Genomic DNA, 25767 nt, shown 5'->3' with positions numbered 1-25767 from the left:
TGTGGATTATCCACTTATTCAACGCTCTGACATTTACTACGTAAATGCATGGCAAACGAATAAGCTCAATTATCTTTCACTTATTCGCTTGCAGGGTCTTGGTTTTCTCGCTTTCCTGCAGGCATCTATGCTGTTTTGCTCCATATCTTCAGAAGATAACAGATGTACTCTTAGCGCTTTTTTAGTTTACATAATATTAATATGCTTACATCACTAAACTTACATACCAACCGATCCATTGTTCGCCCCATAAATAGACGAGGACGGCGGCGAGCGCGATGGACGGGCCGAACGGGATCGGTGTTTTACGCCCTTGCTTGCGGATGCGCAAAATGAAGATGCCGACGATGGCACCGATAAACGAGGCCAGGAAAAGCGTCAGCAAAGTTCCCGCTGTACCGAGCACCAAGCCGATGACAAAAAACAATTTAATGTCGCCGCCGCCCATGCCGCCTCTTGAAATCGTGGCAATTAGCAGCAAGACAGAAAATCCGACGAGCGCGCCCACTAGCGAATCCCACCAAGGATCGAGCGGCACAATAAATCTCAAAACGAGCAGCACCGACGCAAATGGCAATAACACTTTATCCGGGATGAGCATATAGGCGATGTCCGACACCGTGATGATGACGAGCATCGACACGAATAACAAGCCAATGATCAATTCCGGCGTGAAGCTGAACTTCAAGAACACGGCAGTGAACAACACGGCGGTGATCGCTTCCATCAGCGGATAGACCCAGTGGATCGGCGTGCCGCAGCTCCGGCATTTGCCGCGCAGGAATAGATAAGAGAACACCGGCACCAAATCGAGTGCCGTCAGCCGCCTGTCGCAATTTGTGCAATGGGACGGCGGATAGGCAATTGATTCATTTTTTGGCACGCGCAATCCGACGACGTTATAAAACGAGCCGAAGACGAGCCCGAAGACAGATGCAAAAACGGAATAGACAGCAATCATAATGTCCCTCTTTCATTAGTGAGTTTACGTAACGTTTACAAACAAAGAGAAAAGGAAATCGCAATGATTTCCTTTTAGTCTCCTTCAGATGCACTTTCTTCGACGGTGATGTCGACATCGATTTCGAGATCCTGGTCGATCTGTTCTTCGTCGTCTTCGATGGCGAACTCCGTGCCGTCGTTGGCCGGCAATGGATCTTGCTTGTTCGCTGGCGCCGGGGCATCGATTTTCGGCACGGTGTCGCCTAACGCAATCAAGTCTGGCCGGTAGTACGCCGCGAATGACAAAGTCACTTGCAGGCGTTCGGTTTCTTCAACCACTTCACGGATTTCCGGATTCGCGCCGAAATTGATCGACTCGATGACCAGTATGCGCTCCATCGTTTCGATTTCAGAGATGAAATCGGTAATTTCGTTATAATCTTCCGCCGTAAACGTTACGGTCGTTTCGACTTCTTTTAAGTTTTCCAAGCCTTCGACCGGAACCGGCAGCGCCACATCGGCTTCAGTGAGCGCGATGGCTTCAACTTGTGTGCCGGACAGCAGTTCTGCCTGTTCAATCTGCAGTACCATCAATTCAGATAAAGGTTCGATCGAGACTTTTTTCTGAAGCTCGAGTGTACTGACCGGTTCCCCTTCCGGCAGCTCTTTTACTTGAGTTTGCAGCGCCATCAGCACGTCGCGTTCCGAGCGCAGCGATTGCTGGGCTTGTTCGCGGGCGTCTTTCGCAGGTGCATAGACGAGGAAATAGGCGTACAGTCCGAGTGCTAACAGAAAGAAGACGGCGAGTGCGATGAGCGCTTTTTCTTTTTGGCTTTTTGTCATGCTGCTCATGCGGCGTCATCTCCTGATTCCTCTGTCTCCACGTCCACATCGACTTCTACGTCGGTTTCTTCAGTTTCGGTCGTTTCCGGCGTTGCTTCTTCGACAGGCTCCACAGCTTCTGCGCCCTCTGTTTCTTCGCCGCCTTCAACCGGAATGCGGTCGTCCTGGAAGATCAATGTATAGGTCGCCAAAAATCGCGGCTCGCTCGGATCGACGATCAGTTCCCCTTCTGCTGCTTCTTCGAACACTTCTGTTGCGACGCTATCGAGTGTGGCGGACGTCAGCAGTTCAGACGCTTTCAATTGCGCCAAATAATAAGCCGATTCGCGGGACGCATCGAATTGGACGGTCAACTGCGCTTGGTCAAGTCCTATATAGGAGAATGTCTGGAAAAAACCGCGCGTCGGCAGCAGCGACACGAGTTCTTCCAATAGCGGAATGGTATCGAATTGATAGCTTTCCGCCCAGTCGACCGTCGCCTGGAGCTGCTGCTCTTCGTTCATGCCTTGGCGCGCTTCGAGTTCGGCGCGGATTTCGGTTTGTTCTGCGATGACCGCGTCGGCCTGTGCTTGAATTGCCTGCAGTTCGTTCGCTTCGGCTCTCGCCATCATGCCGAGCACTGCCCAAATGATGACGGCAAGCAATAAAATCGCGACCGCCGCGATTAAAACAGCTGGGCGGTCGCGCTCTTTTTGGGGCAGTAAATTAATATCGACTAACATTTCTACACCTCTTTCAGCGCAAGGCCGATTGCCCGGTTGAACCTCGCCGGTACGATCCGGTCGCCCGCTTCGATGCCGAGCTTGACGAGCGGCTCGACGTCCAGCTGAAAACGCTCCGACAAACGATCGCAAAACGCTTCCCAGTCGCCGAATTCACCGTTGCAAATGACTTTCGTGATGCCTTGTTCGCCTTCGTTCATATTATAGCGGTAGAAATTGCCGAGCTTTTCGGCTTCTTCTTCGACCGCCAGCAATAGCTGCAGCGGGTCTGTCGGGTCGTTGACGAGTATTTCGAGGTCGACCGGCCGCATGAACATCGGGAAATGCTCGTGGAAAATCGACACCGTCATTTTCTTTCCTTGAATGTCGATGAGCATGATGTGCTCGTCTTCCGGAATGTCGTGCTCGAGATACGCCAAACGGTATAAAGCGAGCGGCGCGATGTCTGCAACGAGCGGTTTTAGTTTCACGCCGTCAAAAGCGTCTTCGTAATCTTTGATGACCGATTCTTTCGAAGCGATGATGATCGCTTCCGGTTCGTCGGTGTCCGGATGGTATGGCACCACATCGAACACCGGGTCTTCAAACGGCAAGTACAAAGTCGAGCCGATTTCGATAAAGAAATGCCCTTTTAATTCGTCGGCTTCGACGTCTTCGGGGTAAGGGACTTTGCGGATAATAACAAATTCGTCAGGGGCGAGGAATCGGACTGACTTTTTGGAGAGACCCCACTGATTGACAGCCTTACCGAGTTCCGCAATTAGCGCCTCTGCATCTGCGATTTTGCCGTTGTCCATGATGCCTTCGGGAAGCAAAATCTCTTCCGCCTGGACCAGTGACACCGGCTCCGCCGACTTCAGCTCAACATAGCGGATTGCATCTTGTTCTATCGTAATCGTCGCTACGCGCGCTTTTTTCTGGAAAAACGGTAAGGCCATTTGATCAGCTCCTTCGGGAATTATTGAATTGGTTAGTTCGAAATACTTCTATTACCAGTGTCACTGCCTTTTTGAGGGTCACTAGTGATGCCATTCACTGTTGCTCCAGTGAGTGTTAAGGTTTTTGCACCAGAATAAATAACAGGGTCCGCAGTAGTAATCGTAAGTGGATTTGCATTATTTACAACTGTTTTGTCTTTTGCCGAAGACAGTTTACCTGGAGAATCTAAAAAGCCTTCTGATATTAGTGTTTCTGTATCAACACTTGTTTCTGCAGAATTGTCTGTAAAATAAATATTGGCAGCTGATATTACATTTGTAGCATCGGACTTAACTGCACTGTAACGACTGTTCTCAATAATATTCCCAATCGCCGGAATAGCAATGGCCGCGATGATCGCGATAATAACGATAACTGCCAAAAGCTCAATCAGCGTCATACCCTTCTGGTCTTTCAATTTCTTTTGCATGAATTTCTTCATTCTCTTTTCCCCCTATCATATGGTTAAGTAAGTACCACTTTCAGTACAGCTCAATTATATCAATGGTCACAGATTAAACAATATGTTTTTAATGTTTTTTTAGAAAATTTTTCTTTTTATTTTATCTATATTACCTACAAATTATCTACATTTTGGAACATCTCAAACATCGGCATCATGATAGCGAGTACTATAGTCCCGACTAATGCTGCTAAAAAGACAATCATCAATGGCTCTATTAACGCTTTCAATCTATCTGTCTCCGCTTCGACTTCTTTCTCGTAAAATTCCGCTACTTTGGCAAGCATGTGATCTAACGAGCCGGTCTGTTCACCGATGGCAATCATATGCGGAATAAGCGGAGGGAATGCCCAATGCTGCTTCATCGGCGCAGTCAACGAGCCGCCTCGTTCTAGTGAATCGCGCGATGCGAGCAGCACTTTCGACATGACCGCGTTCCCCACGACTTTTTCGGTCATTGTCATCGCCTGCAAGATCGGCACGGAACTGGTGAACAGCGAGCTGAGCGTTCTCGTTAAGCGGGCAAGTGCGGATTTCTGCAGCAGCTTTCCGAAGATCGGGATCTTCAAGACGAGCGTATCGAGTACCATGCGGCCTTGCGCACTTTTTTTCATGAGAAAAATGGTGCCGACAAAGATCACCGCAAATAGCACGAGCAGATACCAATATTGCACGGTGAATTCACTTGCTCCCATGACGAGCTGCGTTACGAGCGGTAATTCGCCGCCGAAGCCTTGGAACATATCGACGAACATCGGCACAATCGTTGAGAGAAGAAAAATCACGACCCCCATCGCAAGAATGCCGACAACCACCGGATAACTCATCGCCGAGATGACTTTCTGCCGCGTCTGGTACGCTTTGTCGTAATGCGTCGCCAGACGTTCCAGTGAGTCATCAATGTTCCCTGACAGTTCCCCCGCTTTCACCAAGTTGACCGTCAGTGGCTCAAACACTTTCGGGTATTTCGCCAGCGAGTCCGACAAGGAGTTTCCTTTGCGCAGTTCTTGTTCGATTTCTGCGAGCGTTTTGCGCAATGCTTTCGATTCGACTTGCTGGGACAAAATTTTCACTGAATCGACGATGGTGACACCCGCACGCATCAATGTCGAGAACTGGCGCAAGAACATGATGAACTGGTCGCGTTTGACCGGATTGCCGAAGCTGATGTCTTTTTGCAAGGCTCCGACCGGCACTTCGCGGATATCGATGACGCGTATGCCTTCTTCACGCAGCCGCTGCACCGCTTCTTTGCGGTTGGCGGAGGTGATAAAACCGGCACGCACTTTTTTTCGGTCTCGCCCTTCGTATCTATAGCGCGCCACTTACTCCTCGCCTCCGATCAAGTACGGTGCCGCGATTTGTTTTGTGATGAGGCCTTTGTTGAACAGTTCCTGCACCGACGTTTGCATCAGGTGCATGCCCGCTGCCCGGTTGGTCAAGATGACGTTGGGGATTTGGTGCACTTTTTCGGTGCGGATCAAGTTGGCGATCGCAGTGTTGTGGATCATGATCTCGGTCGCAGCGACGCGCCCTTTGCCGTCTGCTGTCGGAAGCAGACGCTGCGAGATGACGGCTTTCAGGATGCCGCCGAGCTGCGTGCGGATTTGTGCATGCTGCGCCGGCGGGAAAACATCGATAATCCGCTCAACCGTTGATGCGGCACTCGATGTATGGAGCGTACCCATAACTAAGTGGCCGGTTTCTGCAGCGGTGATGGCGGTCATGATCGTTTCCAAGTCACGCATCTCACCGACCAGGATGACGTCGGGGTCTTGGCGCAAAGCGGCGCGCAGGCCGTTGGCGAATGATTTCGTATCGAATCCGACTTCGCGCTGGTCGATGACCGAAGTGCCGTGCCTGTGCATATACTCGATCGGGTCTTCTAAGGTGATGATGTGCTTGGTCATATTTTCGTTCATATAGCGGATCATCGCTGCCAAAGTCGTCGATTTACCCGAACCGGTTGGGCCGGTCACGAGAATGAGCCCTTGGTGCGTGTCAGCCAGCTTCTTCAGTGTATCCGGCATTTTCAAATCATCGATCGACGGGATGATCGTCGGGATCGTCCGGAAGGCATGTGAAATCGATCCGCGCTGGTGGAACGAGTTGACACGGAAACGGGAGACACCGGGAATCGCATAGGAATAATCCATTTCGCCTTTTTCAAGGAAAGTATCCCATAAACTTTCCGGCATGAGTGCTTTGGCGATTGCTTCGGTGTCTTCCGGCATGAGCCGCTCTTCCCCGTAGCGTTTGAGTGTCCCGTGCATGCGGAAGACGGGCGGGATGCCGGTTGTCATGTGGACATCCGAGACGCCGAGTTCGCGCGCTGTGGTCAGCACTTTGTCGATAAATTGAATAGCTGTATCAGTTGTCATATTAGTCACTCATGGCAACGCGGAGCACTTCTTCCGTCGTCGTCATGCCCTCCTTCACTTTTAATAAACCATCGTCAATCAAAAAGATCGTCTTGTTGGCGACGGCAATTTTGCGGATTTCTGCAGCGGTGCCGCTTCTATTGATGACGTCTTTGATCGCATCGTCGACGACCAGCACTTCGTGAATCGCCATGCGGCCTTTATAGCCGCTCATATTGCATTGTGAGCATCCCGCGCCGCGCGCGATCGTTTCGATGGAGATGCCGCGCCTTTCGAAAATTTCCTTTTCACGTACGCTAGCTGGCTGGATCTCTCGGCAGTCCCGGCAGACGCGGCGGATTAAGCGCTGCGCGATGACCGCATTGAGTGAGGCGGTGACGAGGAACGGTTCGATGCCCATGTCCATGAGCCGCGTGATGGAGGCGATCGAATCGTTCGTATGGATGGTGCTCAATACTAAATGCCCTGTTAATGACGCACGAATCGAAATATCGGCCGTTTCCTTGTCGCGGATTTCCCCGACCATGACGATGTCCGGATCTTGGCGCAAAATCGACCGCAGCCCTGCAGCGAAACTCAAGCCGACGTTGGCGTTCACTTGAATTTGGTTAATGCCTTCTAATTGGTATTCCACCGGGTCTTCTACGGTGATGATGTTGACTTCTTCGGAATTGAGCTTATTGAGCGCCGCATATAAAGTCGACGATTTCCCAGAACCGGTCGGCCCTGAGATGAGGACGATGCCGTTCGGCTTATCGATTTCTTTCATAAAGCGTTCCATATTGGTCTCATTGAATCCGAGCTTGGAAATGTCGGTCAAGTTTTGGCTTAAATCCAAAATCCGCATGACGATCTTTTCCCCGAACACCGTCGGCAGCGACGACACACGCAAATCGATCGCACGGAAGTCGACTGTCGTTTTGATGCGGCCATCTTGCGGGATGCGGTTTTCGGTGATGTCGAGATTGGCCAAGATCTTGATGCGTGCGGTGATCATTTGCTGCATCGTTTTTGGCAAGACACGCTCTGTGCGCAATGTGCCGTCGATGCGGTAACGCACGATCAATTTGCCTTCATGCGGATCCAGGTGGACATCGGATGCTTTCATGGAGACCGCGTTCGACAATAGCTGATTGACGAGCTTGACAATCGGCGCGTCAAGGTCGCTCAACTCGTCGTCTTTTTCTTCATTCGCCGCCGGCAAATCTTCGAGCAATTCGTCATACGATTCTTCTTCGTAATATTTGGCGATGGTCTTTAAGACGTCTTCTTTTGATGCGATGGTCGGCTCGATCTGAAAACCGGTCGCTAAGCGAAGATCGTCGATGGTGATGAAATCGGTCGGGTCGGTCATGGCGATAAACAATTTATCGCCTTCGGTTTTCAGCGGCACCAGCAGTTTGCGCTTGGCAAACTCTTTCGGCACAACGTTGAAAAGCATGGGATCGAAAGGATAGCGGAACAGCGTGACGTGTGGGATGCCCAGCTGCATTTCCAAAGTTTCGATCAATTGCTGTTCGGTGATGAGCCCGCGCGCGAGTAAGGCATCGCCCAGTTTTTGGTCGTTCGTCTTGGCGTCGAGAGTTCCTTGGAGATCTTGCTCTGTCAGCAATCCTTGCTCGACGAGTATGTCGCCAAGCTTTCTGCGTTTGATGGCCATGCTACTCCCCCTTTTTGTTCAGTTACGGTTGAATCTGTTTGCCGCTTTTATCGTATTGCGCTTCTATTTCCGGTTCGGTATCCGCATCATTTGCGTCCGAATCAGAATCTGTGTCTGTATCATTTTCTCTATCAGTTGACGGTGTGTCAGTGCTATCATCCTCGGTGCCTGGAACAACTGTCCCGTCCGGCAACACTACTCCTTTTTCGTAAGTAAGTTCAGCTGGGTCGTGGATGCCGTTATTGTTTATATCGACAAAATCCTCATCTCCTGACACTGGCCAGTCGACTACTTCACTACCACTGTTAACGAGTTCTGCCGCGTCATGGACGCCGTTATTATTAAGGTCGACAAAGTCCGGATCACCCGCTAGCGGCCAATCGATGACGGTTTCATTTTCTGGCGCAGCTGCTTCCGGCTGCGTCAATGGATACACTTCAATGCGATGCACCGGCGGGTAGAAATCGCTGGAAACCCGCTCGACTTGCACTTCTTTGCCGTCATCTAGCATCGTGCGAACGACTTCGATGCGTTTGCCGTCACGGCCTTCTTCGCGCACTTCACTGCCGCTCGAGACAAATGCGCTGAATTGCTTGATGAGTCGCGGTTCGATGTCGATGTCGCCTGTAGTGGAAATTTTGTATTCGTGGACGAATGGCAATCCGTGGATCGATGCCACCAACTTGCCGTCCTGGACGTACGTATTCAAGGTGAAGCTGCTGGCATTGGGGTTGGAAAACGCAAAATCCACACCGAGCGAACGGTTGATCGCCGCCTCTTCCCCCGCCGGTACATTTTCCGGAACGGATTCACTGATGCTGCGCTGCTCGACAAGGAAATTTGTGCGCAGCATCGCACCATAAATGGCGGAGGCGATTTCGGTCAATTCAGCATCAGTCACTTCAAAAAGAGTCAATTCTTCCAAAGACGCTAAAAAGGAAAATGTCTCATCCGGCGCGAGGATCGTGCCATCGAGTGCCTCAAGCACTTGTTTCGTGTCCGCTGTTTCTAAGCTATGCGAAAAACTGGCCTGCGCTACGACATCCGGACGCATTTCCAAGGCATCGCTGCTGATATCGGTGCGTGACACTGTCTGACCGCCTTCTAACGCCCTTTCCAGCTGAAGGTGGACAGTGGCGATGTCCGCTTCGGTAAACGGAATATCCTTGAATTGCTTTTTCAGAAATGACCGCGTCTGCGATTCGGACAAATCGAAAATAAACTGATTTTGAGCGCCGCTTTGTGCACGCTCCAATGTTTCATCCAGTGCGATTTCCACATCTTTTAACGGATACTGCGCCGTTTCGTCCAAATACGTCACGTGGAGCTCCGCCGATTCGCGGAATGTCGCCGTTTGCGTCAAAAACATCGATTTGGCGTCCGCCACTGCCATATTGGAAACATCGGTGGTGCCAATATATGTGTATTCATCATATGTTGCCGACGGAAAGACCCACTCGTCGACTGCATAGGCGCCTGCATTCGCTGTTCCAAACACTAAAAGGGCGGCTCCGAACACGCCGCCGAACACTTTGCCGAATTGCTTATTGTCCATCTTAATTCCCCTTTCCGACCGGGCCGATGGACTCCATGCCAAATACCTTCTCGGGTTTCTCTATCGGTGCTTGCTTTGGTGTTTGTGTGATTTGTTCTGCAGCTGGTTGAGGCTGTTTTTTCGATGCTTCTAATTGCTTTGATTCTTCACGCACTCGATTCTTAAATGCCTGCCGTTCCGCTTTCAGTCGTTCTTTCTCGATCTGTTCACGTTCTATGATTTTCATATATAGAAGAGTTGCGACGAGTGACAAAGCAAGAATCGCAAGAAAACTCATGTACCATGCAAAATTGCCTTGCATCCAGATCGCAATTGCCGATGCAGAAACGACTCCACCTACTAATGCGATTTTCTTCGTGGCCGGTACCGCTTTGAAGCTGAAAAATGCAATAGCTGTGATGATCGTAGATAGGATGAAAAATAACAAAAAACGAATCATGGTGTAACCTCCAATATAAGTGCGTCTATATGACATCTGCTGCTTTGATATCCAGTTGAATCCCGGAAGTGCTTTTAATATTCCACTTCAAAATCAAATTCAGTATCGCTAACAATCGGTGATGACACCGGGACAGACTGTGTACTTTTTATAGCGATTCCACAATTCAACAGAAATGTTGCGTAATTATCATTTCTTTTCACAAACAGTTTTGTACGATTGACTGCATCTGCGCCTGTCAGCGCAAACACATTTGCTGGATCCGATGAATAATAAACGATGCTGCCGCTATTAGTCACTTCCACAGTGGCTGCAAGCCGAGCTAAGTCTGGTTTAGAAATACGGTCGATATCCATACAAAGGCGTGAGTAATTGTCGATTTGAAATTGCCCACCTATATACAAACGGCTATCTGTACCGCTGTCTTTCCCCAATACCATCAAGTTCGTATAATTTAAGTTTTTAATATTACCGGTGATGTTAAGTTCTTTTAGCACAATTGACTGTTTTGACAAGTTCTTTCCTAAGTTGTTCAAGTTTGAGTTGGCTGTCAAGGTACCGGTAATAACCAGGTTTCCATTCACCAAGTTATTCATATTATTGGTGGCTCCTGTATCATCGGCTCTTACAACAACATTTGTTCCAAGAAAATCCAAGTTATTGCAATTGGCCGAGCAGACGTTTTGTTGAAAATCATCGACATGAACCCAAAAGTCTTTTGGATCCAGTTTTGGTGTAGTATTCGCTGCCGTTATGAGCCCAATGAAGTCTGACAGTTTTTCATTGCCGGTCATTTTACATTCGAACGGCGCAACCGCATTTTTGGCAATAACGGCAGTCAATAACGAACTGCAAGATTGAGTCGGCGGATTGATTTTAAAGATATCGTTATAAGTTGCATCTTCTTTCCCTGCGATAATTTTCTGCTCAACGTTATAAACTTCCCCAGGGTTCAAAAACGATGGCGGTATTTTTATCGAAAATAAGCTGCTTAATGTTTTTTCTGAGCTGCCGGAAGCACCGATCACTTTTACTCTCACTTTCAACAGGCCGGCATCCACTATTCTATTGACTAAAGCCTGATTAACAGTCGATAATTCCGTGTCCGTATAAGACACATTTTCTAATGACCAAGCTTGTGGCTCATAGTTTGCGACAGTTTCGCTGAATGATTGTGTTTTCACACCGTTTATTTTAATCAGCTCGTTTATTTTATTGAGAGTCTTTTTTACATAGAGCTGTTTCATTCTTGAGTCGATATCTTTCTCCCAGGCAATTCTTTCAGCTTGTGTATCGCAAGCAGAAATGTCTATAGCTTTTAAACAATCTACCAATAAATTCAGTTCTGCCGTGGTCGCAAAAGAAACTTCTTGGCGAATTTGATCGAGTGCTCTCTCAAAATCAGTTGAATAATAAAGCACGCCCATTTCTGCGGCTGCCACTGATTGATTGGATACATCCACAGCTTGCTCTTGCTTCGCATGATTAATAGATCCTGCCATAAACGTGGCAGATATACTCATTATCAAAACAACCAACAACAGGACGACTAAAAGTGCGTAACCCCGTTCATTTTTGACATACCTCATGTCTGCATCCCCCTCAAGTTTTACTCGGTTAAAATTCGGGTCAATGTTGTTTTGACTTTAACCGACCTTGCCGGATTAGCAGGATCAGTAACGTTCAAGCTAAGGTCCAGATGTTTTTTCTTAGGATCAATTATTTGTGCAGGATCCCACCCCATAAAGTCCACCCCATTAATGGTGCCTGTATAGACATAATGATTTGCCATGAGGCTTGTGAATCCCTCACAATTTAACGCTGTTACTGAGCTTCCATTGCATGTATTAATTTCCAAGGTGCCCGCATTCATCCGCAAATAATAATAATCGTTTCTTCGATGCTCGTTTGTAATGGTGGCCACGATCAGATTCGCTTCCTGCTGCAATTGCGTTTTGTTTGTTTCGGATGCCGTATGCTTGAAACCTATGGATAAAGCAGTCCAAGCAATGGCAGCGATGATCGATACAAGTGCCAATGCCGCTATTAATTCCACTAATGTGATTCCTTTTTGATTGCCTAGCATTTTAACCGCCCTCCGTTACGATAGGCGGTTTTTTTGCAGCATAGCGGATATAGGAATATGTTTCGCTGCTAAGTCGATAACTTCCATTTTGACTGGCTTTGTTGCTGAAAACTTTCAAATGCACTTTGTACAATTTAACCCGGTCTTCCTGGGCGCATTGTACTTTAGTTCCTGGTCCTGTCGCTGTCTGTTCTTTAAGCAAAAAAGCTTCGCATTGCAAATAAATATCTGCCACATAACGATAATCCCCATCTTTTTGATAGCGAACATAAGAATCAGCCGTATATGGGGAATTAGCCAGCGATTCGGCAGGCAGTTTGCTGTAATTTAACTCCAAAAGCTCTTTATCAATTAATGCTGAAGACAGAAACTCAGGTTCTAGGGAAGTTGGATCAGTAGCACTTGTTTCCAGTATTTTTTCCCATTTGGATGCATGAAGGATAGATGCCATCTCTTGGCGCGCGAGATGCATCGTATCCAGCTTGACTTCTGTCTTAGCATTAAAAGTGGTCATCTGGGGAAATACTGTCATAACCCCGACAAAAACAATCCCGAGAATCACCAGAGCCGCCAGCACTTCGACAAGCGTCAACCCTTTTTCAGTTTTCCATTGCTTCATACGCGCACTCCTTTCTTCCGATCAATTTTTATGGATGATACTTCCTATTAAAAAATTATTTATGACTATATCTGACTGTATTTTTATTATTGCATGTATTTGTTCTTTTGACACGGTGTTTTTATAGGAAAATCAATACTTTTTATTAATTCTTTTGCTTTTATTTCCAATTTTTATAAGATAAAAAGACTACAGAATCGGCCAAAGCCGTTCTGTAGTCTTATTTTGTGTAGGCTGCCACTTTATTGCGCCCTGCCTGTTTGGCACCTGTATAAAGTGCACGGTCGGCGTTGCGGATAATGGCCATGCCGTCATCGCCGTCTTCCGGGGCTGCCGACACGCCGATGCTCATCGTAATGTGCAGTGTCTCGGCCTGTTTATCGCTTTGTATGCTTTGCTGGATCGTGAATTCAGTGTCAGCTATTTGCTTGCGCAAGTTTTCCGCAAGCAATAGCGCCAGTTCTTTGCCGTAATGCGGAAGCAAGACAACGAATTCCTCGCCGCCATAGCGGGCAAGTGTTCCTTCCTCACCGACCGCCTCTCTCAATAAATCAGCCAGCTGGATGAGGATTTCGTTGCCGCTTTGATGCCCGTAAGTGTCGTTAATCGACTTGAAGCGGTCGATGTCCATCATGATGAGCGACAGCTGATCCAAAGAACCGGTTGCGATTTCCTTCATGCAGTTCTCGAGCGTTTCATCCAGATAGCGGTAATTGTACAACTTGGTCAGCCCGCAGCGTTCGCTTTTGGCGATAACTTTTTCCATATAGCCGGATTTTTCGAGCGACACCGCAAAATAGGTACTTAAGATTTCCATGATTTGCAATTGATTGGCCGAAAAAGCGAATTCTTTTCTCGATCCGATCAGCAGCACGCCTTCGATTTTATTGTTTCGGGAAATGGGTGTCGCCATGATGCTTTCGATATCTTTCGGCAGCTGCACCGTCGACAGCTCGATCCATTGCTTTTGCTTGCCGAACAATAGCGGCGCATTGTGCGCGATCACTTGCCCGGCGATGCCTTGCGTATACGGCACAGCCGGCAAATCCATGTCCACCAATCGCCCGTCTTCAAAAATCCGTAAGACGAGCAGTTGGCTGTTGCGGTAATCGATGACGTAGGCGTAATCGGTCTTGAACATCGTCGCCACGTGTTCAATAAACTGGTCGATCACTTCATCCTGGGACAAGCGGTCCGCAAGCTGATGCCCGATATGGCCGGCCTTTTTCAAGTCGATATTGATTTTCTCCGAGCTATTGTAAAGGCGCAGCACGACGGTCATGACCATAAACGGCAAGCCGAGTAGCATCAAGGCAGAAACCCCGATCGCTGCGTCCAATACATAAAGCGTGATCGCATACGGAAAAATCAGCAGCGTGATCAAGAAATCCCATATCGAGTCGAGCGAAATAAATGATTTCGAAGTTTTACTCAAGACGTCGTCCGCATATAAATACAAATGATTGGCGACGAGATAGACAAGCTGGTAAAGCAAACCGTAAGAAACGATGTGCACAAAGCTTGTCGATCCAATTTCGCCTCCTGCTGCAAAAAATATCAGGCCCGTCAATGTCGACAAGACAAAGAACATTAATGAGTTAAATGAAAAACGTTCGTTTCTTGAGACCGCATTTCTCGTGCGGAACAGCAGGACGAGCATCGTCAATTGAGACATAAGAATTTCGATAAACAAGCCGTATTTCAAGAACACCGCAATGGTTACCCATTGGACGAGGTACATCGGCGTTCCGTTGATATTGAGTGGCAAGAGCGCAGTTAAGACTGCAAAAGCGGCGAAGGCCAATAATTCCCACTCAAATAAGACTTCCGGCGGGTAAGATTGATAGACCGCATACAAACCGGCGGGAACAATTAATATCCAAAGTACCCATAAAAGCAATTTCCTTTTTTTATCGCTGTCCATCACATCTACTCCTCATGGGATTCACGCTAATCACTCACGTTCAAGTACTCGCTCAAAAACGGAATGCCCGGCTTGCGCATGTCTGAAAGCAAATAAAGTGAACCCGTGACTATAGTCACTTCCTCGTCTGCTGTTACAGGTAATATATCATATAAATTTTTAATTGTCTTTATTTTACTGTTACTTAAACGAAATAATTTCTCCGCCGGCAATGCACGCTCATTGGAGAAGTCAATAAAGACAAAATTATCGCTGATCGTTTCCAGTTTTCGGAGAACCTTTTCATAGTCTTTATCGCGAAGCATCCCGAGCACGATCCGCACTTGTTCGTCAGGAAAATCCGCTTGAATCGTTTCCACCAATGCGTGGATGCTCGCTTCGTTATGCGCCCCGTCGAAGATCAGCCCCGGTGCTGCCGTCTCGAAACGGTAAGCAATTTCGGCCTGTGCCAATGCTTGATGTGCCGCGGCTTCGTTAAATTCCGCTCCCAGCACTTCCATAGCGGCGTGATATGCCAGGCTGGCGTTCCATTTCTGGTGCGCTCCTTTTAATTTCAACTCGCCTTCGTAAGGGCTGTTCGGTATGATCAATTCAGCGTGCTGCTGCCGTGCTTCTTCTTTCACTACTTGCAGCGCCTCGTTCTCCAGCGGACCTGCGATGACGGGTTTCCATTTTTTGATGATGCCCGCTTTATGGTATGCGATGTCTTTCAGTTCGGTGCCGAGGAAATTGGTATGTTCTTTGGCAATAGACGGAATGATTGCGACTTGCGGATCGATGACGTTCGTCGAGTCAAAGCGTCCTCCCATACCCGCCTCGATAATGGAGACATCAGGCGCGGCGTTGCGGAATTGCAGGAAAGCGGCCGCGGTCAGCAGCTCGAAATCCGTCAACGCCGTCGTCACTTTCGACAGTTCGCACATGACATGGTCGAGCGCTTGACGCGTGACGGGTTCACCGTTCATCTGAATCTGGTCGTGGACGTCGATGATGCCCGGCGAATAAAAGCTGCCCACCGTTTTGCCGTGCGCTCTTAATACCGCTGATAACAGCGCCGCGGTCGAACCTTTGCCGTTCGTACCCGCTATATGGACAAAACGCCCTTGCTTGTGCGGGTTGCCGATTTCCTCGAGTGCAGCAGTAATCGCAGCGAGTCCCGGTTTGATGGCGTTTTCTGTGGTGATGTTCCATTTTTTCTTGTATCGTTCCAGCCCATTGATCATTTTCTAACCTCTATTCTTATCAACGTGATACACTTTTTTAGTATGAGTATATCATGAAGGTGGAATGGATATGTTGAGTTGTTGGGTCATCTATAACGGAAGCCTCGTTTCCGATAAATTCGAAGATCAAGCGCAATTGGTGGCGGAGGCGGCCAAGCGCCAAGGGATTGCTGTAACCGTCAAGAAAAACCACGAAATCCAGATGACGCTCGGGCAAGCACAAGCGTTTCCGGATTTCGCTATTTTATTGGATAAAGACGTCCTGCTCGGCTATTTCCTGAAAAGCCAAGGCGTGCCGGTCTATAACGATCCGGCCATCATCGATTTATGCGACAACAAGGCGACGCAATATATCCGCCTTGCCGAGCAAGATATTCCAATGCCAAAAACGATCGTAGCGCCGAAAGTCTACCCGAGATTCTCGATCCGCGATTCGGGCTATTTTGAAGGAGTGCTCGGTGCACTCAGTTTGCCGATGATCATAAAAGAAGGCCACGGCTCGTTCGGCATGAAAGTGTATTTGATCGAAACGGAAGATGAATTTTACGATAAAGTCGACAGCTTATCCGGCATTGACTATGTGTTCCAGGAATTTATCGAATATAGCCGCGGACGGGACATCCGTGTCAATATCGTCGGTGGAAAAATCGTCGCGGCGATGAAACGGCAATCCGACACTGATTTCCGGGCGAACATCACCAACGGCGGACGCGCGTTTCCTGTTGAGCTTTCACAACAGCAACAACAGCTTGCCCTGGATGCTGCAAAAGCGGTCGGCGCAGTATTTGCCGGGGTCGATCTGTTATACGGGCCAAACAGCCAGACGCTCGTCTGTGAAGTGAATGCCGCTGCCCACATCCGCAATATCCTGAATGTTACAGGCGTCAACGTCGCTGATGCAATGATCACCTACATCAAGGAGGACTTGGCATGATTGTCTTGTATGAAACAGCAGCTGCACATACGAATGCCGGCTTTATCGAAGAACTGAATCGCTTTGCTGTAGCCGATTTGCTAGTGTGGGACGATTGGAGCGACGAGGGGCTCGAATCTTTAGCAAGTCAGTTGAAAGGCCAGTTCGTGTTATTCCGTGTTCGGCGACCACACGCTTCACGTTTTTTGGAAGACCGCGGCGTGCGTCTCATCAACCGTGCCGAAGTGAACCGCGTTGCTAACGACAAATGGCAAAGCTTTCAATTGTTCCAGCTGCTCGGTCTTCCTGCGATCCCAACTTATCGTGCTGCACTTGAATACCCATGCATCGCCAAAACGGAGGATGGCCACGGAGGAGTGCATGTGTGGCTGCTCGAGTCGGAACAGGATATGCCAGCCGTTGATGTTCCGCTTCTCTATCAGCCGGTCGTGCCGCATTTAGCAGACGTCCGTGCGTACGTCATCGGGACGGAAATTGTCGGTGCCGTCAAACGTAGCGCACAAAACGGCTTTAAAGCGAACTTTTCGCTCGGCGCCTCGGTCGAACGATTTGAACTGACCGCAGTGCAGCGAATGGATGTCGAAAAAATTGCCAAAGCGCTCCATAGCGATTACATCGGTGTGGATTTCTTGCTGTTAGATGATGGGCGCCATTTGTTCAACGAACTCGAAGACCCGGTCGGCGCCCGTGCGTTCTATCAAACCCATGACGACAATATCGCACAACTGCTGATGCAGCACATCGCTAAACTGGAAAAGGAATATCCGTTTCGGGAGCCGGACTTGAGTTAGCCCGAACGCGAGCACGAAGTAAGCGAGCGCCCGAACGGAATGACTGACAGCAATATATCTGCAGACAACAAAAAGCGATTCCCAATCCGGGAATCGCTTTTTTTCTTAAAGATTTTTCAATTCTTCCATGCGCTTTTCAACAGTCGCATGCTTTTCAATATAATCTACTTGTTTTTTGCGCTCTTCTTCGACGACCGCTTCCGGTGCTTTTGACACGAAGCGTTCGTTAGAAAGTTTGCCTTCGACAAGTTTGACTTCCTTCGCCCATTTATCGAGCTCTTTTTGCAGGCGTTTCAGTTCTTCTTCAATATCGATCAAGCCTTCCAAAGGCATGAACAATTCCGCTCCGGAGACAACCGCAGACATCGACTTCTCAGGTGCTTCGATGTTGTGACCGATCGTCAAAGTTTCCGGGTTGCAGAAACGTTCGATATACGCCGCGTTTTCTTCGAGCACCGACAGAGTCGCTGCGTCTTTCGCGCTGATGGTCATCGGCACTTTCTTACTCATCGGCGACTGCACTTCCGCACGGATCGTCCGCACAGAACGGATAACGTCCATCAATAGCTTCATGCTGTCTGCCTTTTTGTTGTCGCTAAGTGCCGGGTCCACTGTCGGCCAAGCGGCGATCGTGATCGATTCACCTTCCGTCGGCAAGTTCTGCCAGATTTCTTCCGTGATGAACGGCATGAACGGGTGCAGCAAGCGCATCGTGTTATCGAGCACGTAGGCAAGGACAGAACGCGTCATCGCTTTTGCCTGCTCGTCTTCCCCGTACAATGGCAATTTCGCCATTTCGATATACCAGTCACAGAAATCATCCCAAATGAAATTGTAGAGCGAGCGCCCGACTTCGCCGAACTCATAACGCTCGGCAAGGTTTGTCACTTGCTCGATCGTTTCGTTGAGGCGCGTCAGGATCCACGTATCCGCCACGGATTTTTCTCCGGACAAATCGATGTCCTCGTAACGCATGCCTTCCATGTTCATCATCGCAAAGCGCGAAGCGTTCCAGATTTTATTGGCGAAGTTCCACACCGACTCGACTTTGTCGTTCGAGTAGCGCAAGTCTTGCCCAGGTGATGACGCGGTCGCCAAGAAGTAACGCAAGGAATCTGCGCCGTATTCTTCGATGACATCCATCGGGTCGACGCCGTTGCCGAGCGATTTGGACATTTTGCGGCCTTCCGCATCGCGCACAAGCCCGTGGATCAATACGTCTTTAAACGGCTTCTCGCCCGTGAATTCAAGTGCTTGGAAAATCATCCGCGATACCCAGAAGTTGATGATGTCATAACCCGTCACCAGTGCATCGGTCGGATAATAACGGCTCAGCTCGTCGTTTTGTTCCGGCCAACCTAGTGTCGAGAACGGCCATAATGCAGATGAGAACCATGTATCGAGCACGTCTTCGTCCTGTGTCCAGTTTTCAGCGTCGGCCGGTGCAACGTGTCCGACATAGATTTCGCCGGTTTCATTATGATACCAAGCCGGGATCTGATGTCCCCACCACAATTGGCGCGAGATGCACCAGTCGCGAATGTTTTCCATCCAGTGCAAATAGGTTTTTTCAAAACGGTCCGGCACGAAATTGACGCCGTCTTCGCTTTTCTGGCTATCGACCGCCGCTTTTGCGAGCGGCTGCATGTCTACGAACCATTGCGTTGACAAATACGGCTCCACTACAGCACCGCTGCGTTCGGAGTGTCCGACCGAGTGAAGGTGCTCTTCGATCTTGAACAACACGTCCATGTCTTGAAGGTCTTTGATGATCGCTTTGCGGCATTCGAAACGGTCCATGCCTTCATATTTGCCGGCGTTTTCATTCATTGAGCCGTCTTCATGCATGATCAGCACGCGTTCCAAATTGTGGCGATTGCCGATCTCGAAGTCATTCGGGTCATGGGCAGGCGTGATTTTTACGGCGCCGCTTCCGAATTCCATGTCGACGTAATCGTCCGCTATAATTTCCATTTCACGGCCGATAATCGGCAAGATGATCTTTTTCCCGATCAAATGCTGGTAGCGCTCGTCTTTCGGGTGAACCGCCACCGCCGTATCCCCGAGCATTGTCTCTGGGCGCGTCGTAGCGATTTCGATATGGCCCGATCCATCTGCCAGTGGGTAGCGCATATGATAAAACGCACCTTGTACATCTTTGTAAATCACTTCGATATCGGAGATCGCCGTTTTTGTTGCCGGGTCCCAGTTGATGATGTATTTGCCTCGGTAGATCAACTTTTTCTCATACAGCTTGACGAAGACTTCGCGCACCGCTTCAGACAAGCCCTCATCCAAAGTGAAGCGCTCGCGTGAATAATCAAGCCCGAGGCCAAGCTTCGACCATTGCTGACGGATATGCCCTGCGTATTCTTCTTTCCATTTCCATGATTCTTCAAGGAATGCTTCGCGGCCCATCGAGTAACGCGAACGGCCTTCTTCTTTCAGCTTGCCTTCCACTTTTGCCTGTGTCGCGATGCCGGCATGGTCCATGCCTGGCAGCCACAAGGCGTCATAGCCTTGCATGCGCTTCATGCGCGTCATAATGTCCTGCAAGGTTGTATCCCAGGCGTGTCCCAAGTGAAGCTTGCCCGTTACGTTCGGCGGCGGGATGACGATCGTATACGGCGTCTTGCCGCTTTCCGGTTTCGCTTCGAAAAATTTATTGTCCACCCACCAGTCGTAACGCCCTTGTTCGATCGCTTGCGGTTCGTATTTCGTTGATAATTGTTTGCTCATCCAAATTCCTCCTTCTTGCCAACTTTCGGCTCTGGTTACTGTCGAACTTAAAAATGAATACAAAAAAACTCCTGTCGTCTCGTAAAGGACGAAGGAGTTTTTCGCGGTACCACCTTTATACACAGGCAGAATTCGCCTGGCTCTCAAGTTCGATAACGGATTCGCATCCGGTCGCCGCTACTCATTTCACGGCTACTGCTCCGAGGTGACATTCAAATGCGGCCCATGAAAGCCTCTCACCCGGCGGCTTTCTCTCTGAAATGGTCCTGACACTTTACTATCCTCTTCAACGCATACATATCCTATTGCTCTTATTGTACTCAATAGCCTGATTTAGCGTCAAGCTTTTTCACATAGTAGGTCACCAATGGAGCTGCAATGAGCAAGATGAAGAACAAACGGAATAAATGAAAGCTTGTCACAAGTGGCACGTCCGCTCCCGCTTCTAGAGCCGTGATGGTCATCTCCGCCATGCCCCCAGGAGCTGCACTCAAGAAGAAGTCGAGAAACAAATACTCCGGCAACAGCCGTTCCAACCCGTATGCTAGCCCGGCAGAAAACGCGATAAGCAGCACAGTGTTCAAGAAAACCGCACCGGCTAGGCGGCTGTCCAACGAGTCGCCTAGCTTTTCCATCGACAAGCCGAGATGTGTCCCGATCAACACTTGCGCGATGATGATGACGAGACTCGGCAAATCGATCAAATCGCTGCCGGTCACTGTCTGCACTACGGCCATCGCAAGCACCGGCGCCATCAATTCACGCGCTGGAAATGAAATGCGCTTCATGAGCCAGTATAAGGCATAACCGAATACGAGCGCGATGCCGAATGCATACGGCGAAAAGCGGAAGCTTGTTTCCGCCAGCTCACCAGGTGCGCGGCTGGACAAAAATCCCGCAGCTACCGGCACCGTAAAGACGATGAGCAAAATACGGAAAGTCTGCATGACCGATACGACCGTCACATTGGCCGATTTAACTTCTTCAGAAATCAATACCATCTGCGACAAGCCGCCGGGCATCGAACCGAGCAGCGCCGTCGACAAGCTGACACGCGTCATGCGCTGGAACAAAAAGCCAAGCAGCAAACTGAACACAACGATTGCAATCGTCATGACCAACATATAAGGCAGATCCGCCACCATCAAAATAACCGACTCCTGTGTAAACGAAGCGCCGATCTGGACACCGAGCAACAACAGCCCAAGCGTCCGGAATATTTTCGGCCAGTGGAACTCCATATCGGTCACTTGCCGCAAGATCAGAAATGCTGCCATGGGACCTAACAGCCACGGCAGGAACAGCCCGGTCAAACTAAGCAAAAAACCAGCGCTGAGCGCGATGGCCAAAGTAATGAGAAAACGTTTCACTAAACTACCAACTTTCACTAATTAAAATTCCAAGTAGTTTTATATTACCAGACTATTAGACCGAAAATGAATTTCTATTCAATTTCTTCCTAAAGAATCATCAAAATTATCACCCCAACTGCTTGCGATGCTCCAAAGCAAAGCGGGCACTTCAAATAATAAAAAAACTGCCCCCAAAAACCATTTAACATGGTCTTCAGGGGTCAGCTCGTTTTCATTTATTTTGCCAGTTTCTCAAACACCGTATGGAATGCTTGAACTGTTTTTTCGATATGTTCCGGAGTGTGGGCAGTCGATAAGAACATGCCTTCAAACTGGGACGGCGGCAGGTAGATGCCTTCTTCTGCCATCAAGCGGTAGTACTCCGCAAACAATGCCAAATCCGAACTCGAGGCCGTTTCGAAATCGACCACTTCCTGATCGGTGAAGAAAAAGCCGATCATCGAGCCTGCACGGTTGACCGTGTGCGGGATATTGTATTTCTCAGCCGCTTCACGGAATCCTTTTTCAAGCTGGTCCGCACGTTCATTGAACGTGTCATAGCTCGCTTCGTTCAAGCGTGACAAAGTCTCGAATCCAGCACGCATTGCGAGAGGGTTTCCGGACAAAGTGCCCGCTTGGTAAATCGAGCCGCTCGGTGCGACTTGTTCCATGATTTCACGCTTGCCGCCGAACGCGCCGACTGGCAGTCCGCCGCCGATGACTTTGCCGAGGCAAGTCATGTCAGGGATCACGTTGTAATGCCCTTGCGCGCATGTATAGCCGACGCGGAAACCGGTCATCACTTCATCAAAGATCAACACCGTGCCGTTTTCATGCGTCAAATTGCGCAGCTCTTGCAGGAATCCTTCAGCCGGCGGGACAACGCCCATATTGCCGGCGACCGGTTCGACAATCACTGCCGCCAAATCTTCCCCGAATTCGCGGAACGCAAAACGTACGCTTTCCAGATCATTATAAGGAACTGTGATGGTGTTTTTCGCTACAGATTCCGGAACGCCTGGCGAGTCCGGCAATCCAAGTGTCGCAACGCCTGAACCCGCTTTGATCAACAAGCTGTCTCCGTGGCCGTGGTAGCAACCTTCGAATTTGAGGATCTTGTTGCGGCCGGTATAGCCGCGCGCGACGCGCAGTGCGCTCATCGTCGCTTCTGTACCCGATGAGACCATGCGGATCATTTCGATCGATGGCACACGTTCCTGGACCAGTTTCGCCATATCGTTTTCGAGCTCGGTCGGTGCGCCGAATGAAGTGCCGAGTTCCGCCTGCTCCTGGATCGCCTTGACGACATCCGGTTGGGCGTGCCCGAGAATCAGCGGGCCCCACGACAACACGTAATCGATATATGTATTGCCGTCGATATCTTTAATGGTAGCGCCTTTACCGGATTGCATGAAAATCGGATCCATATTGACCGATTTGAATGCCCGTACCGGACTGTTGACGCCGCCCGGCATTAAGGTTTTTGCTTCTTCGAATGCTGCTTTTGAACGTTCGTAACCCATATTATTTCCCCTCCAGCCAGCGTACCGCGTCTTTTGCGTGGTACGACATCAGAATATCTGCGCCCGCACGTTTCATGCTGAGCAATGTTTCCAAAACGATTTTCTCCTCGTCTACCCAGCCGTTTTGTGCAGCTGCTTTGACCATGGCGTATTCGCCTGAGACATTGTAGGCGACGATCGGAATATCGAAGTTATCACGCACTTCGCGGATGATATCAAGATAGGACAGCGCCGGTTTGACGATCATGAAATCCGCGCCTTCGTTGACATCGGATGAGGCTTCGCGCAATGCTTCCATGCGGTTTGCCGGGTCCATCTGATAGGTTTTGCGGTCGCCGAATTGCGGCGTTGAATGTGCTGCTTCACGGAATGGCCCGTAATAGGCGGAAGCGTATTTGACGCCGTATGACATGATCGGCGTGTTGGTAAATCCAGCCTCGTCCAGCCCGTAGCGGATCGCAGCGACAAAACCGTCCATCATATTGGATGGTGCGATGATGTCTGCCCCGGCTTTCGCCTGTGAAACGGCTGTGCGTGCAAGCAAATCGAGCGACTCGTCATTCAAGATGACGCCGTCTTCGATCACGCCGCAATGTCCGTGGTCTGTATACTGGCATAAGCATGTATCGGCGATGACCACCAATTCCGGATGGCGCGCTTTCGCGAAACGGATGGCTTCTTGCGTGATGGCGTGGTCGTGGTAAGCTCCAGAGCCAACCGGATCTTTGTCTTTCGGAACACCGAACAGGATAACGGATGGAATACCAAGTTCTACCACTTCGTCGAGTTCTTCTCCGAGGCGGTCAATGGAATGTTGATACACGCCCGGCATGGATGAAATTTCATTTTTCACATTTTCGCCTTCTACGACAAATATCGGGTAGATGAAATCTTCTTTTTGGATCGATGTCTCGCGAACCATGGCGCGAAGGTTCACAGAGCCGCGCAAACGGCGATGGCGGTCAAATTTCAAATCTGTCATGAATTGCAACTTCCTTTCATTATTTCATGGATAATCTCTATATACGTATATTTTTGCGGGCGGAAATGAACCGTGCCCCCCGCATCCATAATGGCTCGTTCGGTAATATGCCCGATCGCCGCAGATTGGATATGGCGGAAATCCCCGCCTGCTTCGATATATGCAGAAACGGCCGAAGGGCTCGCGAAAATGATGATGACGCCTTCTAGCTGCGCCATTTGTTTGGCATGCTCCGTTTGTTTCACCGTATCGTAGACGGTCCATTCATCGATTTTCAAGGGCATCGACAAGATGGTATCTTTTGCCAAAGCGCCGCGCACAAACAAGCAGCGCTCGCTGCCGGCAATTGCGGGAAATTCCTGGACAAACACGTCGGCACTGAAGACAGACGGAATAAAGTCGACCGGATAGCCATGCTGTTCTAGTAGCTCAGCGGTTTTATCGCCGACTGCCGCAATTTTCGCATGTGTTTTCAAGCCGATCCGGCAAAAAGCTTCGGCGCTGTTTCGGCTCGTGAAAATGAGCCAGCCATAACGTCCGAAATCTGGTGCATCGGTATTCCGCAGCACCGTTTCGATGAGCGGCACATAGCGCACGCTGGCGCCATACTCGATCGCCAACTGCTGTGCTTCTTTCGGCAAACGGCTGCCCGTAAAGATGATGGTCGGGTGTTTTTTACACATTGCTTTCTGCGATGACGCGCTGAATCAAATCATATCCGCCTTGCGCACTGATTTTATCAGCTACAATGCGTCCCGCTTCGATTGGATCGTTTCCTGCAGCAGACTCTTTATACACTTGGTCGCCTTCTGGAGCGGAAATCAATCCAGTGAATGAAATTTTATCACCAGAGACGGTCGCATAGCCCGCGATCGGCACTTGGCAGCTGCCGTTCATATCTTTCAGGAATTTACGTTCTGCCGTGACAGCAAGTTCCGTCACACGATCGTTCACTTTCGCCAGTTCAGAGAGCAATTCCGCATCGTCTTCGCGACATTCGATCGCCAATGCCCCTTGGCCGATTGCCGGCAAGCAGTCTTCTGTCGACATGAATTCCGTCACCAAATCATCGCCCCAGCCCATGCGTTTAAGCCCGGCCGCTGCCAAGATGATGGCATCAAAATCACCCGCACGCAGCTTCGCTAGGCGTGTGTCGATATTACCGCGGATCCACTGGACATCAAGGTCCGGACGCAACATCAAGAGCTGAGAGCTGCGTCGCAAGCTGCTCGTTCCGACCACTGCGCCGACCGGCAAATCCATCAATTTAACATGATCATTGGCGATATATGCATCACGCGGATCTTCCCGTTCAGGGATGCAGCCGATGACAAAGCCTTCAGGCAATACAGCCGGCATGTCCTTCATGCTGTGGACCGCAAAATCGATTTCTTCATCGCGCAGCGCTTGTTCGATTTCTTTGACGAAAAGGCCTTTGCCTCCGACTTTCGACAATTGAACGTCCAATATACGGTCGCCTTTTGTAACGATCTCCTTGATCTCAAATTCGAACGGCGCACCTGCCGCTTTCATTTTTTCGATGAATTGATTGGTTTGCGTCAACGCCAATTTACTTCTTCTAGAACCTACAATGATTTTTCTCAATTAAAT

At 49.4% G+C, this 25767-nt stretch carries 23 protein-coding genes and 1 other annotated feature; of the genes, 2 read left to right on the top strand and 21 right to left on the bottom strand.

Annotated elements, in window-relative coordinates:
* Positions 1 to 205 precede the first annotated feature (205 nt).
* The 15 genes from ACFO5U_RS03355 to ACFO5U_RS03285 all read right to left on the bottom strand — a co-directional run bounded on the left by ACFO5U_RS03355 (position 206) and on the right by ACFO5U_RS03285 (position 15835).
* Entirely contained in the window at positions 206 to 961 is a 756-nt protein-coding gene (locus ACFO5U_RS03355; RefSeq protein ID WP_377276699.1) for a prepilin peptidase, read from the bottom strand.
* 74 nt (positions 962 to 1035) lie between these two features.
* Positions 1036 to 1794 (bottom strand): pilus assembly protein PilO, encoded by a 759-nt coding sequence (locus ACFO5U_RS03350; protein ID WP_377276698.1) that lies wholly within the window; start codon positions 1792 to 1794, stop codon positions 1036 to 1038.
* Entirely contained in the window at positions 1791 to 2507 is a 717-nt protein-coding gene (locus ACFO5U_RS03345; RefSeq protein WP_377276697.1) for a PilN domain-containing protein, read from the bottom strand. The genes ACFO5U_RS03350 and ACFO5U_RS03345 overlap by 4 nt, the downstream gene beginning before the upstream one ends.
* 2 nt (positions 2508 to 2509) lie before the next feature.
* Entirely contained in the window at positions 2510 to 3445 is a 936-nt protein-coding gene (gene pilM / locus ACFO5U_RS03340; RefSeq protein ID WP_377276696.1) for a type IV pilus biogenesis protein PilM, read from the bottom strand.
* Between the two features lie 32 nt (positions 3446 to 3477).
* A complete protein-coding gene (locus tag ACFO5U_RS03335; protein WP_377276695.1) occupies positions 3478 to 3927 on the bottom strand; it encodes a prepilin-type N-terminal cleavage/methylation domain-containing protein in 450 nt (149 codons plus the stop codon).
* A gap of 134 nt (positions 3928 to 4061) precedes the next feature.
* Entirely contained in the window at positions 4062 to 5273 is a 1212-nt protein-coding gene (locus ACFO5U_RS03330; protein ID WP_377276693.1) for a type II secretion system F family protein, read from the bottom strand.
* A complete protein-coding gene (locus ACFO5U_RS03325) occupies positions 5274 to 6329 on the bottom strand; it encodes a type IV pilus twitching motility protein PilT (protein WP_377276692.1) in 1056 nt (351 codons plus the stop codon).
* Between the two features lies 1 nt (position 6330).
* Entirely contained in the window at positions 6331 to 7989 is a 1659-nt protein-coding gene (locus ACFO5U_RS03320; protein WP_377276691.1) for a GspE/PulE family protein, read from the bottom strand.
* 22 nt (positions 7990 to 8011) lie between these two features.
* Positions 8012 to 9544, bottom strand: coding sequence for a VanW family protein (locus ACFO5U_RS03315; protein ID WP_377276689.1), 1533 nt, complete (start codon positions 9542 to 9544; stop codon positions 8012 to 8014).
* A gap of 1 nt (position 9545) precedes the next feature.
* On the bottom strand, positions 9546 to 9983 hold the full coding sequence (locus tag ACFO5U_RS03310; protein WP_377276688.1) for a hypothetical protein: 438 nt from the start codon (positions 9981 to 9983) through the stop codon (positions 9546 to 9548).
* Between the two features lie 74 nt (positions 9984 to 10057).
* Complete coding sequence (locus ACFO5U_RS03305; RefSeq protein ID WP_377276686.1) at positions 10058 to 11572, bottom strand: hypothetical protein; 1515 nt, start codon at positions 11570 to 11572, stop codon at positions 10058 to 10060.
* 20 nt (positions 11573 to 11592) lie between these two features.
* Positions 11593 to 12069 (bottom strand): prepilin-type N-terminal cleavage/methylation domain-containing protein, encoded by a 477-nt coding sequence (locus tag ACFO5U_RS03300; RefSeq protein ID WP_377276684.1) that lies wholly within the window; start codon positions 12067 to 12069, stop codon positions 11593 to 11595.
* 1 nt (position 12070) lies between these two features.
* A complete protein-coding gene (locus ACFO5U_RS03295; protein ID WP_377276683.1) occupies positions 12071 to 12688 on the bottom strand; it encodes a type IV pilus modification PilV family protein in 618 nt (205 codons plus the stop codon).
* A gap of 220 nt (positions 12689 to 12908) precedes the next feature.
* Positions 12909 to 14612, bottom strand: coding sequence for a sensor domain-containing diguanylate cyclase (locus ACFO5U_RS03290; protein WP_377276681.1), 1704 nt, complete (start codon positions 14610 to 14612; stop codon positions 12909 to 12911).
* Positions 14613 to 14638: 26 nt separating this feature from the next.
* Positions 14639 to 15835 (bottom strand): bifunctional folylpolyglutamate synthase/dihydrofolate synthase, encoded by a 1197-nt coding sequence (locus ACFO5U_RS03285; protein ID WP_377276680.1) that lies wholly within the window; start codon positions 15833 to 15835, stop codon positions 14639 to 14641.
* A gap of 70 nt (positions 15836 to 15905) precedes the next feature.
* Here ACFO5U_RS03285 and ACFO5U_RS03280 point away from each other — a divergent pair, with 70 nt between their 5' ends.
* Together ACFO5U_RS03280 and ACFO5U_RS03275 are read left to right on the top strand one after the other, a co-directional pair.
* Positions 15906 to 16769, top strand: a complete 864-nt coding sequence (locus ACFO5U_RS03280; RefSeq protein ID WP_377276679.1) for an ATP-grasp domain-containing protein — start codon at positions 15906 to 15908, stop codon at positions 16767 to 16769.
* Positions 16766 to 17560 (top strand): ATP-grasp domain-containing protein, encoded by a 795-nt coding sequence (locus ACFO5U_RS03275; protein WP_377276678.1) that lies wholly within the window; start codon positions 16766 to 16768, stop codon positions 17558 to 17560. The genes ACFO5U_RS03280 and ACFO5U_RS03275 overlap by 4 nt, the downstream gene beginning before the upstream one ends.
* 105 nt (positions 17561 to 17665) lie before the next feature.
* On the opposite strand, the gene ACFO5U_RS03270 is transcribed toward ACFO5U_RS03275, so the two are convergent.
* The 6 genes from ACFO5U_RS03270 to hemC form a co-directional block, all read right to left on the bottom strand.
* Positions 17666 to 20299 carry a valine--tRNA ligase gene (locus ACFO5U_RS03270; RefSeq protein WP_377276676.1) on the bottom strand — a complete coding sequence of 878 codons (2634 nt, stop codon included), beginning with the start codon at positions 20297 to 20299 and terminating at the stop codon, positions 17666 to 17668.
* 81 nt (positions 20300 to 20380) lie between these two features.
* Positions 20381 to 20598: a binding site (T-box leader), on the bottom strand.
* Between the two features lie 21 nt (positions 20599 to 20619).
* Positions 20620 to 21687 (bottom strand): AbrB family transcriptional regulator, encoded by a 1068-nt coding sequence (locus ACFO5U_RS03265; protein WP_377276675.1) that lies wholly within the window; start codon positions 21685 to 21687, stop codon positions 20620 to 20622.
* Positions 21688 to 21887: 200 nt separating this feature from the next.
* A complete protein-coding gene (gene hemL / locus ACFO5U_RS03260; RefSeq protein ID WP_377276674.1) occupies positions 21888 to 23174 on the bottom strand; it encodes a glutamate-1-semialdehyde 2,1-aminomutase in 1287 nt (428 codons plus the stop codon).
* Position 23175: 1 nt separating this feature from the next.
* Positions 23176 to 24156, bottom strand: coding sequence for a porphobilinogen synthase (hemB, locus tag ACFO5U_RS03255; RefSeq protein ID WP_377276673.1), 981 nt, complete (start codon positions 24154 to 24156; stop codon positions 23176 to 23178).
* Positions 24153 to 24839, bottom strand: a complete 687-nt coding sequence (locus ACFO5U_RS03250; protein WP_377276671.1) for a uroporphyrinogen-III synthase — start codon at positions 24837 to 24839, stop codon at positions 24153 to 24155. The genes hemB and ACFO5U_RS03250 overlap by 4 nt, the downstream gene beginning before the upstream one ends.
* Positions 24832 to 25761 (bottom strand): hydroxymethylbilane synthase, encoded by a 930-nt coding sequence (gene hemC, locus ACFO5U_RS03245; RefSeq protein WP_377276670.1) that lies wholly within the window; start codon positions 25759 to 25761, stop codon positions 24832 to 24834. Before hemC ends, ACFO5U_RS03250 begins: the two co-directional genes overlap by 8 nt.
* Positions 25762 to 25767 lie beyond the last annotated feature (6 nt).

This window comes from Planococcus dechangensis (assembly GCF_042654465.1).
GTDB classification, from domain to species: Bacteria; Bacillota; Bacilli; order Bacillales_A; family Planococcaceae; genus Planococcus; species Planococcus dechangensis.
The sequence above is the reverse complement of the archived record's forward strand: the minus strand, read 5'-3'. Positions and strand labels throughout refer to the sequence as shown.